Origin of the sequence: uncultured Psychrobacter sp. (assembly GCF_947488565.1) — a bacterium.
Taxonomy (GTDB): domain Bacteria; phylum Pseudomonadota; class Gammaproteobacteria; order Pseudomonadales; family Moraxellaceae; genus Psychrobacter; species Psychrobacter saeujeotis.
Genome location: NZ_CANKZC010000004.1, coordinates 268,698 through 287,837, shown reverse-complemented (window position 1 = coordinate 287,837; position 19,140 = coordinate 268,698). Strand labels below are relative to the sequence as shown.

Genomic DNA, 19,140 nt, shown 5'->3' with positions numbered 1-19,140 from the left:
TAAAAAGCAATGCGTTATACCCATTTAGGTATCAACACATTGCTAACGATGACTGCATTTTCAAAATAAAATATAAGGGTTAGAAATCTCTCAAACTAACCCTTATTTTGGTTTACTCTTAACTCGTTTACTCTCTTGGTGTTTTTGATATCTATGCCTTGCTATGATCGACTTGGATAGACATACCGATTTGATTGGCAAGCTCTGCAAAACCTGGGAAACTGGTATTGACCGTTTCAACGCCTTCAATGATAATCTGTTCAGACGCACGTAAACTAGCAACAGAGAAACTCATAGCAATGCGATGATCATGATGCGAGGTGATATGTCCGCCACCAAATACAGGTTGGTTGTTATTCACTTCACCATTTTGACTTTGAATACCTTGCCCTTCAATGATTAAGCCATCGTCCGTAACTGTACAATCAACACCAAGGGTTTTTAGCCCATCGGCCATGACGGCGATACGATCGGACTCCTTAACACGCAACTCTTTCGCACCAGTTAATACCGTACGACCTTGCGCACAGCTAGCGGCAACGAATAATACAGGAAATTCGTCAATCGCTAATGGGACTAAATACTCTGGAATTTCAATACCGACTAGGCTTGAACTACGAATGGTGATATCAGCCACTGGTTCGCCACCAACGTGGGTCTCATTACTTAAGCTAATATCTGCCTGCATCAGCTTTAAAATATCGATGACACCAGTACGCGTAGGATTAATACCGACTTGTGTTAAGGTCAATTCACTATCTTGACTGATAGCAGCAGCTACCATAAAAAAGGCCGCAGAAGAGATGTCAGCAGGGACGGCGATATCACCACCTGTCAGCGTACCACCACCTTCAACGCTAATGCGATTGCCATCGACGGTCACAGGATAACCAAAGGCTGACAGCATACGCTCGGTATGGTCACGACTAACCTCGGGTTGAATAACGGTTGTTGTACCCTCGCTCCATAACCCCGCCAACAATAAGCAAGACTTGACCTGTGCTGATGCGACCGGCATATCATAATCAACACCTTGGAGCGGCTTACCGACGTTATCACGGCCAGTGATGCTGAGCGGCGCTGTGCCACTATGCCCAGTGCTTTGAATGACTGCGCCCATCTGGCGAAGTGGTGCTGCGACACGCTCCATTGGACGCTTATTTAAGCTAGTATCACCTGTCAATACGCTATCAAATGATTGTGCCGCCAAGATACCAGCTAGCAGACGCATACTGGTGCCAGAATTACCCATGTATAAAGGGGTTTTGCTAGGTTTTAGACCGTTCATTCCGACACCATGAATAGTCAGTTTACCATTGTCAGGGCCTTCTATCGTCACGCCCATATCACGGAATGCTTGCAGCGTCGCTAACGCATCCTCTCCTTCCAAAAAACCTGTGACGTTGGTCACTCCTGTTGCGAGGCTGCCAAGCATAATACTGCGATGGGAGATAGACTTATCACCAGGAATAGCAATAGTACCAGTGACAGTGTTACTAGGAGTAATGAGGTAAGAAGCTGACATAGCAGGGGTATCCGTATAAGGGGTGCTGGCTAACATATGACCAAAATGTCGCCGTGCGGCTTGCGCGCGGCCCAAAAGGCCCATCAGGGCGGTTGAATCTTTATCAATGATAAGTTGGCGTATGTCCTGTAGATAGACGCTGTACTCATCAAGAGCGCTCACAATCGCGCTTTGATTGGCAAAAAATATATCATGCCACATCTTGGGGTCGCTGGCAGCAATACGAGTAAAGTCCCGAAACCCGCCTGCTGCATAGCGAAACATATCTAAATTGTCATCATGGCTTGCCAGCTGCTCAACAAGGTTAAACGCAAGCAGATGCGGCAAATGACTGGTATGCGCCAATATGGCATCGTGATGCTCAGCCTCCATTGTCATGACCATGGCTCCTACTGCTTCCCATAGCTGACGTAGATTAGCAACTGCAGAAAGATTGGTCGTTGGTAGGTTGCAAATAATGACACTATGATTGACAAATAATGTGGCACGCCTAGCGTGATATCCTGAATTTTCAGCACCAGCAATCGGATGTGCTGGCACAAGCCCTATAGGTAGCGAGGTAAATACAGTTCTGGCAGCCTCAATGATATTGACTTTGGTACTGCAGACATCGGTAATGATGCAGTCTGTGGCCAGCTGTCCACTGTCCATTGCGTTTTTGATATCCACAAACACGGCTTGTACAGCTTGTACTGGTACCGCAAGGACTATCAAATCACTACCACTAACCACGTCATCAAATACAGAACTACCAGCATCAAGCAATCCATCTTGGATGGCTTCCTCTAAACTTGGCACATGCCTATCTACCGCTACCAAACGCTCGCTTACACCATTGTCTTTAATTGCTTGAGCAAGACTGGCGCCAATTAGCCCTAAGCCAATCACGCAAACCTGTTTAAATAGGGGTGGCTTAACGTTTAAAGGCGATCGTTTATTATTTTTCTGCTTGTTTTGCTGGCTACTCACGGCATTACTCATTGAACAAACCAATCCATACCGCTACGTAAGCTTAAGCATAGATTTAGATTGGCATTATAAAAATTAAATGACAAAAACAGTACTTTTTATTGATCGTCAAAGTATATTAAATATTTCATCCCGAAACTATAAACACTGCCTATTAAATTTCAAAACGTATTACGTAAACTGTATTTACCTAGTCATTGGTTAAGATGGAGCGCAGCGTATCAATGAGACGTAAATTGTCTTCTGCGATACCAACAGTAATACGCAACCAATTAGGTAAACCATAACCTACCAATGGACGCACTATAACACCCTGCTCTAGCAACGCCTGATAAATAGAAATAGCGGTTATATCTTCCATCTCAACTTGTATCTCAACTATAATGAAGTTGGCATGCGACTTGATAAATGCCAATCCCAACGCATCAAATTGCTTTTCCAACCAATGCATTTGCTCTTGGTTGGTATTGCGCGTCTTTTCAATAAAGTCTTGATCGCCAAGTGCCGCAACTGCTCCAGCGAGTCCGACGCGGCTGACATTAAACGGTTGGCGAATACGATTGAGCAGCTCTGCCACAGCAGTTGAGCTTAGTGCGTAACCAATGCGTAAACCTGCTAACCCATAAGCTTTAGAAAAAGTGCGGACAATAACCACATTATTAAACTCATCTAGCAGCGCACGATTATTACTTTCAGGGCTATATTCAATATAGGCTTCGTCTAATACCACCAATACCGAACTTGGAATACTGGCAACAAACTTGTGCAATTCTTTATGCTGAAGCTGAGTGCCTGTTGGATTGTTTGGGTTTGCTATAAAAACCATTTTGGTATTAGGATTATCGTCTACTGCTTGACGCATAGCATCCAAATTATGACCAAATCGATGCGCAGGCACTTCTACACCTGTCGCGCCTTGCATTCTAGTCACCATCGGGTAGACGATAAAACAATACTGACTGTATACTACCACATCATCAGCACTTACAAAGGCACGTGCTAGGATATCCAGCAGATCATTAGAGCCATTGCCTAAAGTAATACACTCTATATTGATGTCAGTAAAATCAGAAAGCGCTTGCTTTAAATAGTGTCCGTTCCCATCTGGATAACGTGCCAACCTTCCTAATTGCTCGGTAATCGCTAATGTTACTTGCGGCGAGCAGCCTATGGGGTTTTCGTTACTTGCAAGCTTCACTACATCGAAAACCCCATATTCTCGACTCAACTCTTCGACAGGCTTACCAGTCTGATACGGTGTTAGCTCCAAAATACTATCGTAGGCTGGTGTCAACGGTGACAACGCTAGCTTTGTCGATTCTGTCGATTTAGTAGGCTGCATAATTTATCCTAAGATGTTATAACCTATTTATTATGAATGACTTATTATTAGTGGTTACTGTTAAAACGCATACGATGACCGCTTTATTCATACAACATTCATTGCATAACAAGCGCTCTATAGCACAGCTTTCGGATATGAGCCTAGTACACGTACATCTTTCACCAACGGCCGAATATCATCGATAGCTGCACTCACATTTACATCTTGAATATGACCATTCATATCAATAAAGAAGACATAGGCCCATTTATTAGGACGTTCAGGTCGAGTCTCAATGCTGGTCATCGACACACCATGATATGACAATGGCTTGAGGATTTCGATTAGGGCACCTGCTTTGTCATGAGCTGAGACCACAATAGAAGTCTTGTCTTGTCCTGATGGCGCAATGGCCTCGTGACCAACAATTAAAAAACGCGTGGTATTACTAGGATTGTCTTCAATATTTGAATATAGCTTATGCAGATCATACTCTGCAGCGGCGACATCACCTGCGATAGCTGCTGAATGCCACTCGTTTTTAAGACGACGGGCCGCTTCACCATTACTTGATACTGCCACACGCTCAACATTAGGAAAATTAACATCGAGCCAATGACGACACTGGGCAAGCGACTGCTGGTGTGAATAAATACGGCTTAAGCTATCAACCTTGGTGTGTTCAGCAACAAGAAAGTTTTGATGAATGGGTAACTCAACTTCCCCAATAATCTTCAACGTTGAAGATAAGAATCCATCCAAAGTATGGTTGACCACCCCTTCTGAAGAATTTTCAACGGGCACCACACCATACATAGCAGTACCAGCTTCAACTTCACGGAATACATCAGTAATGGTCGTCATCGGTACGGTGTTAGCAGCTTTACCAAAATGCTTTAAAGCGGCAGCATGAGTAAAGGTACCAACTGGACCTAAAAATGCAATACGCTGCGGCGCTTCTAAATCCAAGCAAACCGACATGATCTCACGGAACAAACGTGCCATTTTTTCATCAGCGATTGGACCAGTATTACGCTCCATGACCGCTTTCAACACTTGTGCTTCGCGTTCTGGACGATAAAAGATAGGATTTTGCTCAGCAGCAACACCAATTTTTGCCACATGCTCCTTTTTGACAGTTGCCACTTGTTGAGCAAGCTTGGCCCGGTCGTTTATCAGCGTATGTATTTCAGTGTCGACCGCATCAATACTGTGGCGCAGTTGGTTCAAAAATTCTTGATCGGTCGCGGTATCGCTTGTACTTGCGGCAGTTGGATTTAGATGATTTGTGTTTTGTTTTGAAGACTGCTCACTCATTACCGCTTATCCTTTTTATTCCTGTTAGTGTCACTACAACCTTAAATACTAACGTATCTAGCATGTCATCAATATATTTAAGGTGTTTTATCTTTGTCTTATTTATGGCTCATTTTTTATAATTCGGTTCGTATCATTTAACCTTTACAACTTATTCTTTATAAGTTAACGGTTGGCAAATTTGACAGCCAATCAAACAACCGCCTCTACTATAGCAAAAACCTTGCACAGTGCCCATGCGTAAATAAACTAAATGACACAAAATCATGATAAAGGGCCATCTTTTTTATGATTGCCAAATATATACTTGAGAAAACAGTACCAGCCAAACTATCATGCAAATTTACATAGCAAATTGTGCTACAGTTTCATATGAGTCATACCGCTATTAGGCGAATGGCTACCGTTAACTGTTTTTATAAGGATATATGATGAGCGCATTACAACAACTTAGCACCATGACCACTATTGTTGCAGATACAGGCGACCTTGCCGCTATTGCGCGACTAAAACCTATCGATGCGACCACCAATCCAAGCTTAATCACCAAAGCACTTATGAACTCTGATAATCAAGCGCTGCTGCTAGAGACCATGAGCCAACATCAAGGCAATGTGGACGCAGTCATCGACGCGCTTACCATTCAAATTGGCTGCGATATTTTGGAGTTGATCGAAGGCCGCGTATCTACAGAGGTTGATGCTCGCTTATCTTATGACACACAAGCGACCATTGATAAAGCTTTAGAGTTTATGGACGCTTACCAAAAAGCAGGCGTCGACTCTGAGCGTATCTTGATTAAAATGGCGGCTACTTGGCAAGGGATTGAAGCGGCGCGCTACCTTGAGACTCAAGGTATCCATTGCAACTTAACGTTACTGTTTGGGCAACACCAAGCCGTCGCTTGTGCTGATGCAGGAGTCACCCTGATTTCACCTTTTGTCGGTCGTATTTTAGATTGGCAAAAACGCCAACAAAATCGTCAAAATGTCCCCGTCTCTGACGATATGGGCGTACAATCAGTAAAGCTTATTTATCAATACTATAAGCAGCATGGCTATGACACACAAGTGATGGGAGCAAGCTTTCGCTCAGTTGAGCAAATACTTGCATTGGCAGGTTGTGACCTGCTAACCATTGCGCCAAACCTTATTGATGAATTGGCTGCAATGGATACAAGCGTTACGCCTCAACTCTCATCTGCTATGGCTACAGATGCGGATGCTATGAAAAAGGTCAGCTTGACTCACGAGGCTTTTATTCATGAGTATCAACAAGATAAAATCACACAAGATTTGTTGCCTAAAGGCATTGATGGTTTTATTGGTGCACGCGACGAGCTGGCTCAGACGTTGGCAGCATTACGCTAATAATTCATACAAAACGATATAGCTACCCTTATTTAATAAAAAAGCGCCCTAACAATTAAGCTGGGGCGCTTTTTTCGTATTTTAACAGCGATATTTAAGCCTTCAAAACGGTGTAAACCGGTACTGCAAACTCACCATGTAAGTCGACTAGATCAAGCAATACTAAAGCCCCTACTACCGTATGTTCAGCTGATCTACATAGCTCATAAGCAGTCGTAAGCGTGCCACCGGTCGCCAAGATATCATCCACCAATAGGACACGCTCAGGCGGTAAGTTGTTTTGCATCTCAAGCGTATCTTTACCGTACTCTAGCGCATAAGCCTTGTTGGCAACTGGCGGAGGTAATTTGCCTGGTTTGCGTAGCAGTATCATCCCTTTACCCAATCGACCTGCCAGTAAGCTTGCAAATACAAAACCGCGTGCTTCAACCGCTCCCAAACAGTCCACTTCATCAATCAGTCCATCCGGTAGTGCTGCTAAAAGCGCATCGATAACCTCATCAATATGACTACGCAGTAACGGCGTAATATCATAAAAATCAATGCCGACTTTTGGAAAGTCAGGTACAGTACGTATAATTTGCCAAAATGGATGGTCAGTATTCAGCACATGAGATGGCTTGGATTTGTTATCAACTGGTATAGCGGCGGTAGTAACGCTCATAATCACCCTTTATTTAAAATCATGTACAGTAGTAAAAATGCATGTAATGCCTAAATTAGCGAGGCTCATCATAACACAGTGACTATTATTTTGATGGGCCAACACAAATAGATAAGGTCAATTACATCAAGTAAAATGTAATCTATAACTTGATAAATGCTTACTTATCTCAATATACAAGTGTAAACTTAACCACGTAAAGTGTCGTTATATGATAAACTACGGGCGCTTTTACAGGCTGCTAACAAAGATAGAACCAGTAACAATTGATAGGATTATTTATGAAACGTTATGAATGTATTGTGTGTGGTTGGATTTATGATGAGGAGCTTGGCTGCCCTGAAGAAGGTATCGCTCCTGGTACTAAATGGGATGATATCCCTGATGACTGGACGTGTCCTGAATGCGGTGTTGGTAAGTTAGATTTTGAGATGATGGAAGTCTAGATTTACAGAACGCTAACTAGGATATCCCATGACGAATTCGAATTATTCTGATGACACCACCCCTTATTTTGGCTCAAACAAGCCTATAGACACACAAATTAGGGACAAATCTGAGGTAACAGGCTTACCTGATGTTTCTGATAGTTTTCCAATGCCTGTTGATTTAGCATACAGCTACCCTACACCAGCTTGGGAAACGCTTGGTGAGCATAACTGGCGAGCGTCAGATCTGAGCGATCATCTTTATCAAGCCATGATTGATATCGGCGATGGTATCAATCTATGTGTCGAGGCTGGTGGGAATCCTACTCATCCGCCCCTACTTATGGTAATGGGTCTTGGCTCGCAAATGGTGTTTTGGCCAGATGACTTTATAAAACGTCTGATTGATGCTGGTTTTTTTGTGATTCGTTTTGACAATCGTGATATTGGTCTGTCTTCTAAAGTTCAGATTGAGGGTTTGCCACGTGTAAGCCAACTTAAGATGATGTTGCGTTTGCAAACGGGGCTATCCAACAAGAGCCAACAGGTTGCGTACAATCTAACCGATATGGCAGAAGATACTGTACGTCTGATCAAGGCGTTGAATCTTGGTAGTACACATCTGCTCGGCGCTTCTATGGGCGGTATGATTGCACAGATCGTTGCTGCGCGCTATCCAAGTTTAGTAGAGCGCCTAGCGCTGATGTTTACCACGACCAATCGCGCTTTTTTAAAGCCCCCCAAACCCAAGCAGTTATATACCTTGATCAATCGTCCTGAGAGTCATTCTGAGCGTGATATCGTACGCCATAGCGTTTGGTTTATGAAAACAGTAGGGACACCCGGTCATGTTAATGTACGAACGGTACGCGAAATTGCCAAACTTCGCTATCAACGTAACTTCCACCCGCTAGGTACGGTGCAGCAGTTAAATGCTATTTTGGCATCAGGCTCCATTAGTCGCTTTAGTAAACAAGTCAAAGCGCCGACCATCGTCATTCATGGTAGTGCAGATGGTTTACTGCCGGCTTCGCAAGGTCGCGTAGTGGCTAAGACCATTCCAAATGCGAAATTCCATTTGATTGAGGGCATGGCACATGATATTCCAGCGTACTATCAACCTTATCTTGTTGATTTAATACGCAATCATCTATTAAATTAAACAGCTTAGATTGAATGGTTTTTAACACGCTACTCTATCACTGCTAAAAAAAGGCTAGAAAGCATAAATAATATGTGTTTTCTAGCCTTTTTTTAACAGTGTTTCATCCATATTTGACTACTCACAGCTGACGTTATCACCTTTTTTATCAATACAAATCTTACTACCATCTTTTAGATTGCCTACCCACGCTTTGTTATCTTTAAATATAAACGTAGTCGGTTTTTTAGCACTTGTATCTTTGATGCTACTTTCATCTTCGAGATTGCTTTCATCCTTAACACTACCCTCATTCTCAACACTGCTTATATCTTTATTACTGTTATTATCAGTAACAGCAATCAAGCCACTATCTTCAAATCGAAATGGTATAACCAGCTCACCCCCTAGGTTTACAAACCCCCATTTATCATTCAGACGCACGGCAGCCAATCCTTCAGAAAATGGGCGTACTTCATCAAATGAGTAAGTAATCATAGTGACGTTTTTATCATCAACGAAACCCCAGCGACCATCTTGCTGATGAGGCTGCAAAGTCGTGAAAGGTGTGGATCTTGGTTGCTGCGTTTGAGCAGTAGCAGACATTGCTCCACTGTTACCCTCTTTAGCATTGGGGTCGCTAGTGGTTTTGCCATTTTTGTCTAGCCAGCTTGTAGACTGGTTTCTACGTATGCGAGCAACCCCGCCTCGGTAATCGTCAATATCAGTGATCGTTGATGAGAAAGGTACGATTGTCTGATTGCCTGTGCCGATAACGCCATAATCACCGTTTCTTTTGACAATGATACGGCCCTCAGATACTGGACGCGCCCAACCTCCATTGCCTTTGAACATCTCGTATATGGTAGGAACCACTTCACGACCTTGCATATTGATATAACCGACGCGGCCATGACGCAATACAGGCAATAATCCGCCTGCCATATTATTGGCATCCACCTTTTGGTAGCGCGACAGGTCAACGACTCTTTTGCCTTTACTATTAATCAATGCAACTGGTGCACCAAAATCTGTTATCGCTAAATAATAACCATTAGTGGACGTACAAGAGACGTTTTTATAGTAGCTTTTGGGTATCTTACAGCTGGCAGCGTTGGCTATCGGCATTGCAGATACGGTACTTAACAATATACCAGCCATCAAAGATAGTCGCACTCCTTGAAATAATGATAAAGTGGGCGCTGATAATGGTACAGATTGACGCTTTAATAATATTTGCGCAACTGTTGACCTTTTTAGTATGGAGCGTTGAGACATAGTCAAACCTAATTTAAAAATATCAATGCCTACCATACTCGCTGTCAAAGGCATTAATAACAATAAAAAGTATATAAGAGGTGCAAAAAAGGCGTGCAGAATTCACCAAAGTAGTAAGCGATTAAGACTTACAATTATAAGTGAATACAGTAGCAAATAGTAGTAATTTAACCAACACTAGTCTTGTAAGAATGTGACTCTGATATGGATAATGTGTCAAAAATTTGTCATATATCGATATAAACGATGCCGTTATAGATAAATATTGATGCTCCTTCTATCATAAAGTGAAGCGTTTATGACTATAAATTTTTAGCCATTTTTAGGCCATCAGAAACACGTAAGCAGCTTATAACATCACTATAAGCTCAATATTTTAACCTTGTTTTCTACCTTGTAGATTCAAAATTCTTTGCGACAGTCACTATAGTCTGAGCGTTATTTTTATTTGCCTATCTGATCACATGATTGTGGTATAAGGATAATTTATGGCGGTTGTCTCCTCATATTCTGCAACGGTTGGTTTAACCATTGGTTGTATTATTTTTGGCTTAGGAAGCCTAATTGTCGCCCATGTCGATATTGGTGGTTGGGCCATGGCATTTTGGCGCCTTGCTATTTCAGGCGTTATATTTGCAGTACTGGCAAAGTTGACTGGACAAAGGATGCCGCACTCGAGGCGTGCCATCATCTACGGTTTATTATCGGGCGTATTTCTAGGATTGGATTTAGCGCTTTGGCATGAGAGTATCTATGCCGTTGGCCCTGGCATCTCAACCTTGCTCAACAGTTTACAGATTTTCTTTTTGGCGGCTATTGGGTTTTTATATTTTAATGAGCGTCAGTCAGCTTTACAGCTACTCAGTCTGTGCCTAGCGATGTTGGGCGTGGCAATGATTGGTAGCCCTGAGTTTGCGCATAACACTAACGCGACTTGGGGGTTTATTGCTGGCATTGTGTCAGGAGGTATGTTGGCTGCATCTATGACTTTTATTCGTAAGACTCATGACACAGAACCGACCCCGATCTTTGTACTGATGCAACTGATTAGTATTGGTGGAGTACTCGCTATGATCGTGCCAATGCTCGTTTTAGATATGGGTAATATAATGCCTAATACGTTGTCTGAGGTTGGTTGGGTGCTGGTGTACGGTGCAGTGATGCAGTGCGTTGCATGGGGATTAATTGTCTACTCTATACCCAAATTATCATTGACACTAACAGGACTGCTTTTATTAACTGAGCCGGTTGCGGCATTGATCATCGATTATAGCTGGCTGGACAAACCTATCAATACTTTACAATGGAGCGGCGCGCTACTGACTATGTTTGCCATCTACTTAGGCTCAATCAAGCCTAAGCCAGGCGCGCTGCGTCGTTATCGATTTTTTTCAAGGTTTTATAGACGTAAATACAAGTAAAAACTGTTCATCATTACAATGACTACTGTTAGGTATAAGAATACCTAAATATAGTACTCTACTCTTTTTGACTATTAAACAAAGCATTTAGTATGATAGCGGTCAGAGTTGCTGTACCGATACCACCTAAGTCAAAACCTCCTAGATGTAAGCTAAAGTTCCCCGTACCCATAATTACCGTAACGGCAGCAATGATAAGATTGCTGTTTTTGCTAAAATCAATGTGACTGTCTATCCATATTTTCACCCCAGCAATAGCAATCAAGCCAAAAACGACAATAGAGGCACCGCCCAATAATGCTGGAGGAATCGTTTGAATAATAGCGCCAAACTTTGGCGATAATCCTAATAAAATAGCAACCAAACCTGCTATGACAAAGATAGTTGTGCTATAGACCTTAGTTACTGCCATCACACCGATGTTTTCAGCATAAGTCGTCACCCCAGTACCACCAAACCCCGCTGAAAACGTTGTGGCCACGCCATCAGCCAAAAATGCACGGCCCATATAAGGCGTAACGCGTGATTTGGTCATTCCTTCTACTGCTTTAAAGTGCCCAAGATTTTCGGCAACGAGAATAAAAGCCACCGGCGCTATTAAGATAATAGCACTCATCTCAAAACGCGGTGCATGTATACCCGGTAGGCCAAACCATGCGGCAGCAGCCACACTTGTAAAATCAATCGCCGTGCCAAAACCCAATATATTAGTCATAACATAGTAAGCAATGTAAGATAATATCAAACCCACTAACAACAGCAAACGTCTTAGCATACCGCGCGTAAATACTGCCACACTACTGATGAGTAGCACAGTTAATGCTGCCATCCATGCGTCAAACTGATTGGCCGACACCCCTTGAATAGTAACTGGTGCTAGATTAAGACCAATAATCATGACAATTGCGCCAGTTACGATAGGCGGCATTAAACGCTCAATCCAGCCTGTACCAGTCTTCATTACTAACAAGCCTATTAGCGCATAAATAATCCCGCAGGCCATAATGCCGCCTAAAGCAACATCTAAATTGGTATTAAAGCCTACGCCAGCATAAGCTGTCACAGCAATGACAGGGCCAATAAAGGCAAAGCTTGAGCCAAGATAGCTTGGCATACGACCGCCCGTAATCATAAAGAACATCACCGTGCAGATACCTGACATCAAAATAGCCAAGTTGGGATCAAAACCCATTAACAGCGGTGCAAGGACAGTTGCACCAAACATAGCAAAGGTATGTTGAATACCAAGTAAAATACTTTTAGAAGCGGGTAGATATTCATTGATACCGACAGGATTGTGATCAAGATCCCCACGATAAGGTCGCCATGTGGGGAACCAGCGTCCATTTTCAAAGTCTGGGTTATTGGCAAGTTGCATTGTAGCTGGACTGATACCTGCTGCTTCTAATGCCGTTGGAGGGGTTTGAGTTTTGGCGCTACTTTCTGAGTGAGATGAATGCTGTGTCTTGGCGGGGTCTTCTGGAGGAGTTACCATGCGCGTGTCCTATGTGGCCGAAAATAATAGCTAAAAAGGATAAATAAAGAGTTAATGACGCAAGCACCATCCTATTTAGTATATCTCACCGTATTGCTGACTTCATCTAACAATATTTATTTAGCTTAACCTGCAACACTGGTATACTTAACAAATGGTGGTTGTTTATACAAATTTGGTACATTTTACTAGATGTCTGATGCAATATATGTTCTACTAAATCCGTCGCTTTGGCGGATTTTGACCCAGTATGCCTCATAGCCGCAACAGCTTACAGGATGTTACATAGGTATTAACGCCAAGCATCATAACGGAAATCTATAATAAACAAAAGCTATTATTCTTCCATCATTCGTACTACCGAGTTTAAGCGCTTATATAAATGCTGCTTCAAATCCATTGTTTAGCAATGCCTGCTCTTTATTGTAATTAGGCACGCTTGTAATGCTTGTGATATTGATTAAGCGATAAAGTCGTTTTTATTAATAAGTTGGCTATGATAACAACCCTATTTACTCACTTTTATTTTTTGGTAATTTATTATGATTAGTGTATTTGATCTATTTAAAATTGGTATTGGTCCTTCAAGCTCACATACCGTAGGGCCTATGGTAGCCGCTAACTTATTTTTGACTTCTTTGAGTAAACAATTCAAGCTAACAGACATCACAAAATTAGAGATTGAACTATACGGCTCACTCGCTGCAACGGGTAAAGGGCATGCAACTGATACAGCTATTCTCTTAGGTTTACTTGGTCATACGCCAAGTACCATCGATACACGATTGACTAGCCAATACCTCACGCCTATCTTTTCAGATAAAAAAATGAATGTATCAGGTCATCATGTTATCGACTTTGATACAGAGCATGATATCTACTGGTATGATGATACTGTCCTCCCTTATCATCCTAATGCGCTGACCATTCGTGCCCTATTGGCAGACGACACTCAGTATCAGCAAACTTATTACTCAGTCGGTGGTGGCTTCGTTATTAATGACGATGATGCACATAATCCAGATGAAGATCATGGTACGCCAACGATCGATATAGTCCCTTATCCTTTCAATACTGCAGCTGAGCTACTTGAGCAGTGTCGTCAGCACAAATTAAGTGTGAGCGAGTTGGTATTGGCAAACGAATGCCACTATCGTGATAAAGAAGAGATTTTTGCCTATCTAGATTCTATTTGGGAGGTAATGCAAAGCTGTGTCGAACAAGGTTGTCAAAATAGTGGCATTTTACCAGGCGGTTTGGACGTCAAACGCCGCGCTCAAGCGTTGTATCTGCAGCTATGTGCTGAAAAAGACAAACCTATTGCAAAAACCGATAAGCTTGCTGCAATGGATTGGGTTGATTTATATGCCCTTGCCGTCAATGAAGAAAATGCAAATGGGGGTAATGTCGTCACTGCTCCAACCAATGGTGCTGCTGGTATCATTCCTGCAGTTATGTGCTATTATCGCGACTTTTTGTCAAACTACAGTCAAGTAGGTGCTCACAAATTCTTGTTAAATGCCACAGCAATCGGTAGCTTGATCAAACAAAATGCGTCAATCTCTGGTGCTGAAGTTGGCTGCCAAGGTGAAGTCGGCTCTGCTTGTGCGATGGCTGCATCTGCATTGGCAGAGATTATGGGCGGCGACCCTGCCAAATGTCTCAACGCCGCTGAGATTGGCATTGAGCATAATTTAGGTCTTACCTGTGATCCTGTTGGCGGTCTCGTACAAGTACCTTGTATTGAACGTAATGCCATGGGCGCAGTAAAAGCAATCAACGCCGCTCGTCTTGCCTGCCGAGGCAATGGTCAGCATTTTGTTTCATTAGATAAGGCAATTGAGACCATGAAACAAACTGGTGCCGATATGTCGGACAAATATAAAGAAACAGCACGAGGCGGTCTCGCTGTCTATGCAGATAACCGCATACCTACTGCTACCCATGGTGTTAGCGTCAACTATAGCCAGTGCTAAAACTATGATTTAAGAATTCAAAGTTAATAACTATCACAAAAAAAGCCTCTAAGTTATTAGAGGCTTTTTTGTGCGTTCTTACTAGCTACTTATTGATTGCAATAAAAAATATTATTCAGCAGTTTTTGAAATAACGTCGTTTAAGATCCAAACAGGCTTAACCACACCAGTTTCAGTATCAGCAATTGCTTCTTGACGCACATCTAACATGTAACGATAGTTTGGCTCATAGGTAAAACCCTGAATGTTGCCATTTAGTGTGTTGTAATTCTTTTGATAACCTTGACGGTACTGTAGGCACTGAGTTTCGACTGTATTACCACTAGTATCCATACGCTCACAAAGTGCTTTACGTGGTGCAATCTCTACTTCGAAACTTGGAATGTTCACTACTTTAACGTTTACTGCTTGACCCTCTACTACCATGGTACGCTCATCGTCTAGACCCATCGTAGAACAACCTGCTAGTGCAAAAGTGGCTGCAAATGTTGCAATTGCTAACTTTTTCATTCTTATATCCTCAATCAATGATTATTAAAATGTTCATATCTTGACTACTAAATATCGACATTTTATTTGGCACTTAAAGAACCTTATAAATAGCACGTCATCTCAAGATAGAAACGTTAATAGTGAGTACACTTCTATAAGAGCCAAATACAATGCCCAAATAAAAGCAGTACTACTTATTGTTGTACTGCGATTAGTATAGGTCCTGAATAAGCGTTGCCTCTATAACTGGTTTGTAACGTAACGTCAGTATTTGCAACTGGTGTTATTCAAACGTACTCATAGATTATCGACTTTTTATATTATAAACTTCAACTTATCGATACAAAGGGTTGAATAAAAATCAATACAACGTCTATCTAGCTACGATAATCTGCGTTAATTTTGACATAATCATAAGACAGATCACAGGTATAAACAGTGTCGCTGGCTTCACCTCGCGCCAAGTCAATATGAATAGTAATTTCAGAACGACTCATAACGGTCTTGCCAGCCTCTTCGGTATAATTTGGTGCCACACCGCCGTTTTGACAAATCATAACGTCATCTAGATATACATCAACTTGCTCGGTATCCAAATCCTCAATACCTGCATAACCAACGGCTGCTAAGATGCGGCCCCAATTAGCATCGCTTGCAAAAAACGCTGTCTTTACCAATGGTGAATGCGCAACTGCATAAGCAACATCGCAGCATTCTTGAGTAGTTTGACCACCAGTGACTTTCACAGTCATGAACTTTGTTGCACCCTCACCGTCGCGCACAATTAATTGGGCCAGACGCACGAACACGTCAGTTAGGGCAGTAAGTAGCAACTGATAATGTGGATGCTCAGGACTATCGATTACCTCGGTACTGGCAGCCCCTGTCGCTATCAATACGCAGCAGTCATTGGTTGAGGTGTCGCCATCGACGGTAATACGGTTAAAAGACTGCTCATTAATAGCAACCAGCATCTCTTGCAATAGGTCAGCTGCAATATTGGCATCAGTCGCTACATAACCCAGCATGGTCGCCATATTAGGGCGGATCATGCCTGAGCCTTTAGATATACCAGTGATATGATAGCTCTTATCGGCAATATTCACTTTTCGGCTCGCAAGCTTAGGAATAGTATCAGTCGTCCGAATCCCGTTAGCCGCTGCCAACCAGTTATCCGCTCCTAAGCTGTCTAACGCCTTATCTAGCCCTTTTATGACCGCTTCACTATTTAGCGGCTCACCTATCACACCAGTAGAGAACGGCAGCACCGCGCTAGTGTCTACGCCAGCCTTACCCGCCAAAGCTGCGCAAATCTCTTCTGCGCGGCGTTTGCCACCGGCACCTGTACCCGCATTGGCATTACCTGTATTGGTCACCAAGTAGCGCGGAGCCATTTTTGCAAAGTGCTCTCGCAGTACGCGTACCGGTGCAGCGCAAAACGTATTTTTGGTCGTCACAACTGCACTGGTTGCAGTCTCAGCTATTTCGATAACCACTAAATCGTCGCGATCTTTGTAGCGTACGCCTGCTGCGATAGCACTCAATCTGATACCGTCGATAGGATAAATAGTATTGGGTACTGCAACGTCTCCGACAGCCATAGCTCAATCCTTGTTAATTAATTTTTAGAGTTGTTTACTAAATATACATTTAGTTGAGATTCATTCATCAATATTACTTTTACGCACCCTCTAATCTTGACTCAAGTCAAACGCTGACCAAATAGGCGCATGGTCAGAGGGTTTTTCCATGGCACGTAGCTCATAGCTAATACCAGCACCCACACAATGATCAGTCAAATCAGCGGTACATAAAATATGATCGATACGTAGGCCGCGCTTGGGATCATCATTGAAGCCGCGACTGCGATAGTCAAACCAGCTATACAACTCAGTACTTTCTGGATAATGGAGACGATAGGTGTCAGTCAAATCCCGTGACATGAGTGCTGAATACCACTCACGCTCCTCTGGCAAAAACGAGGTCTTTCTATTTTTAAGCCAGCGTTTTGCATTAACCTCACCGATTCCGATGTCTATATCTTCTGGCGCAATGTTCATGTCACCCATGACAATAATCGAGCGCCCTTCTGCTTGTAAAGCATCAATATAAGCCATTAAATCAGCATAGTAAGCGCGCTTCATCGGAAACTTAGTTGGATGATCTTCACTCTCCCCTTGTGGAAAATAGCCATTAAGCACATCAATTTCACGGCCTTGCAGCTCATAACGTGCGTGAATAAAGCGTTTTTGCGCTTCCTCATCGTCACCCAGAAAGCCTTTTTGCACAAATATAGGCGCAACTTTAGACAATAATGCCACCCCGTAATGTCCCTTTTGTCCAAAATACTCAACATGATAGCCAAGACTTTCTACATTTTTTAGCGGAAATTGATCATCATGGACCTTGGTTTCTTGCAGCCCCATAACATCAGGATCTATGACTTCTCGTACAGCCTCAAGCTGATGCTGACGGGCGCGAATACCATTGATATTAAAACTCACAAAACGGGTCATGCTTTATCCTATATTGATTGATTCGAGTTTATTTATATTTTATAAATTATTATGCTAAATGTTGAAATGCAAAAGGGCGATGAACAGCTACAAACAGAGCTAAGTCGATCTGACTATTGCGTGTTTTTACATCTTAAGATACAGTAGAAAACTTGCTTTACTGACCGCTATGACACAACAAATAACGGCATACTTTCTTTCTAATCATGTTTATCTTATACGTATCTATAAACATTGCAGTATCTTCAATAAGCTACTTTTTTAGCCAAACGATGTGAGCCAAATTATGACGACAACGCCATCAAATCCTACAATATCACCTTTATTCTCTACCGATTACCGCGTATATATCAACCATACTGATGCTGGCGGTATAGTCTACCACGCCAACCATCTGGTGTTTTTTGAAAATTGTCGCCGCGACTGGTTTAGTCAGCTTGGTCTAAACGGCTATTTTATGCATGCTGATGATGGTCAAATCCAGCACTTTGTAGTGAGTCAAGCACAGCTACAGTACAAAAAGGCGATATTTTTGGATGAAGTTATTAAAGTACATATCGATCGAGTTGAACTAAAACCTGCTAGCATTGTATTCTATCAAAGTATTCATCGCCATGCGTCACAGGACGCAAATGAAAACCACTACCCTTCGGCAAAAACCTTATTAAGTAGCGCCAAGATTGTGATTGCTTGCGTGCAGAATCAGACAACACCAGAGCCAGCCGATAGTGCTGATACATCAGACATAGTGGCTAGTGCTGCACCAATACGGCCGATACGAGTGCCAAAAAATCTTCATGACAGTATTCAACAAGCCATAACACACCATACTACTGACCAATAACATTTGTACATGGTTATTGACAAAAACTCTTGCTGATTTTTAAGAATATTTAAGTATAGAGTAAGCGCTCTACAGTAGTAAATCCGAGCAGTGAAAAACTACCTAATAGAGTTAATAAGCCTGTAACGTCTCAAACATGACTTACGAAGGCCAAAACCAAACTCACAATAGACTCGGACCTTCCTTTATTCTGCACCATATATTAGTACATCTGTCTACAATTTTTGCATACTAACCAGTACTGTTACTTCAATACAAATAATAATTGCAGATATGTTACTCTATGGTTAAATTATACCTTATTATTATCTCATGATTGATTCTATTAATGATAAGAAATATGAGGTATATAAGGATCAAATTATCCTAAAAGTATCTTA

The 19,140-nt window shown here is 42.3% G+C and carries 15 protein-coding genes; 6 read left to right on the top strand and 9 right to left on the bottom strand.

Features of this window, described 5'->3' with window-relative positions:
* Positions 1–151: 151 nt before the first annotated feature.
* The 3 genes from Q0890_RS10480 to pheA all read right to left on the bottom strand — a co-directional run bounded on the left by Q0890_RS10480 (position 152) and on the right by pheA (position 5,135).
* Positions 152–2,506: a bifunctional prephenate dehydrogenase/3-phosphoshikimate 1-carboxyvinyltransferase gene (locus tag Q0890_RS10480; RefSeq protein WP_299220502.1), complete on the bottom strand. Its 2,355-nt coding sequence runs from the start codon at positions 2,504–2,506 to the stop codon at positions 152–154.
* Between the two features lie 178 nt (positions 2,507–2,684).
* Positions 2,685–3,836, bottom strand: coding sequence for a histidinol-phosphate transaminase (gene hisC, locus Q0890_RS10475; RefSeq protein WP_299220499.1), 1,152 nt, complete (start codon positions 3,834–3,836; stop codon positions 2,685–2,687).
* A gap of 117 nt (positions 3,837–3,953) precedes the next feature.
* Positions 3,954–5,135 carry a prephenate dehydratase gene (gene pheA, locus Q0890_RS10470; protein ID WP_299220496.1) on the bottom strand — a complete coding sequence of 394 codons (1,182 nt, stop codon included), beginning with the start codon at positions 5,133–5,135 and terminating at the stop codon, positions 3,954–3,956.
* A gap of 431 nt (positions 5,136–5,566) precedes the next feature.
* Between pheA and Q0890_RS10465 the strand changes: the two genes are divergently transcribed.
* A complete protein-coding gene (locus tag Q0890_RS10465; protein ID WP_299220493.1) occupies positions 5,567–6,505 on the top strand; it encodes a transaldolase in 939 nt (312 codons plus the stop codon).
* Between the two features lie 94 nt (positions 6,506–6,599).
* Here Q0890_RS10465 and Q0890_RS10460 read toward each other — a convergent pair whose 3' ends face one another.
* Positions 6,600–7,169, bottom strand: a complete 570-nt coding sequence (locus tag Q0890_RS10460; protein ID WP_299220490.1) for an adenine phosphoribosyltransferase — start codon at positions 7,167–7,169, stop codon at positions 6,600–6,602.
* Between the two features lie 281 nt (positions 7,170–7,450).
* Between Q0890_RS10460 and Q0890_RS10455 the strand changes: the two genes are divergently transcribed.
* A complete protein-coding gene (locus Q0890_RS10455; protein ID WP_058368698.1) occupies positions 7,451–7,615 on the top strand; it encodes a rubredoxin in 165 nt (54 codons plus the stop codon).
* Between the two features lie 151 nt (positions 7,616–7,766).
* Positions 7,767–8,759, top strand: coding sequence for an alpha/beta hydrolase (locus Q0890_RS10450; RefSeq protein ID WP_299220877.1), 993 nt, complete (start codon positions 7,767–7,769; stop codon positions 8,757–8,759).
* A gap of 117 nt (positions 8,760–8,876) precedes the next feature.
* On the opposite strand, the gene Q0890_RS10445 is transcribed toward Q0890_RS10450, so the two are convergent.
* The gene (locus Q0890_RS10445) at positions 8,877–10,016 is read right to left on the bottom strand and encodes a WG repeat-containing protein (RefSeq protein ID WP_299220486.1); all 1,140 of its coding nucleotides are present in this window, start codon (positions 10,014–10,016) and stop codon (positions 8,877–8,879) included.
* A 488-nt stretch (positions 10,017–10,504) separates the two neighbouring features.
* On the opposite strand from Q0890_RS10445, the gene Q0890_RS10440 reads away from it, so the two are divergent.
* A complete protein-coding gene (locus Q0890_RS10440) occupies positions 10,505–11,437 on the top strand; it encodes a DMT family transporter (protein WP_299220485.1) in 933 nt (310 codons plus the stop codon).
* Between the two features lie 58 nt (positions 11,438–11,495).
* Here the strand turns inward: Q0890_RS10440 and Q0890_RS10435 are convergent, their stop codons facing one another.
* Positions 11,496–12,815, bottom strand: coding sequence for a solute carrier family 23 protein (locus Q0890_RS10435; RefSeq protein WP_299220874.1), 1,320 nt, complete (start codon positions 12,813–12,815; stop codon positions 11,496–11,498).
* Positions 12,816–13,474: 659 nt separating this feature from the next.
* Between Q0890_RS10435 and Q0890_RS10430 the strand changes: the two genes are divergently transcribed.
* Positions 13,475–14,908, top strand: coding sequence for an L-serine ammonia-lyase (locus Q0890_RS10430; protein WP_299220480.1), 1,434 nt, complete (start codon positions 13,475–13,477; stop codon positions 14,906–14,908).
* A 111-nt stretch (positions 14,909–15,019) separates the two neighbouring features.
* Here the strand turns inward: Q0890_RS10430 and Q0890_RS10425 are convergent, their stop codons facing one another.
* The 3 genes from Q0890_RS10425 to xthA form a co-directional block, all read right to left on the bottom strand.
* Complete coding sequence (locus Q0890_RS10425; protein WP_299220477.1) at positions 15,020–15,418, bottom strand: DUF4377 domain-containing protein; 399 nt, start codon at positions 15,416–15,418, stop codon at positions 15,020–15,022.
* A gap of 359 nt (positions 15,419–15,777) precedes the next feature.
* On the bottom strand, positions 15,778–17,001 hold the full coding sequence (gene argJ, locus Q0890_RS10420; RefSeq protein WP_299220475.1) for a bifunctional glutamate N-acetyltransferase/amino-acid acetyltransferase ArgJ: 1,224 nt from the start codon (positions 16,999–17,001) through the stop codon (positions 15,778–15,780).
* Between the two features lie 90 nt (positions 17,002–17,091).
* Positions 17,092–17,916, bottom strand: coding sequence for an exodeoxyribonuclease III (gene xthA / locus Q0890_RS10415; protein ID WP_299220472.1), 825 nt, complete (start codon positions 17,914–17,916; stop codon positions 17,092–17,094).
* A 286-nt stretch (positions 17,917–18,202) separates the two neighbouring features.
* Between xthA and Q0890_RS10410 the strand changes: the two genes are divergently transcribed.
* Positions 18,203–18,760 (top strand): thioesterase family protein, encoded by a 558-nt coding sequence (locus tag Q0890_RS10410; RefSeq protein WP_299220469.1) that lies wholly within the window; start codon positions 18,203–18,205, stop codon positions 18,758–18,760.
* The last annotated feature ends 380 nt before the right edge of the window (positions 18,761–19,140 follow it).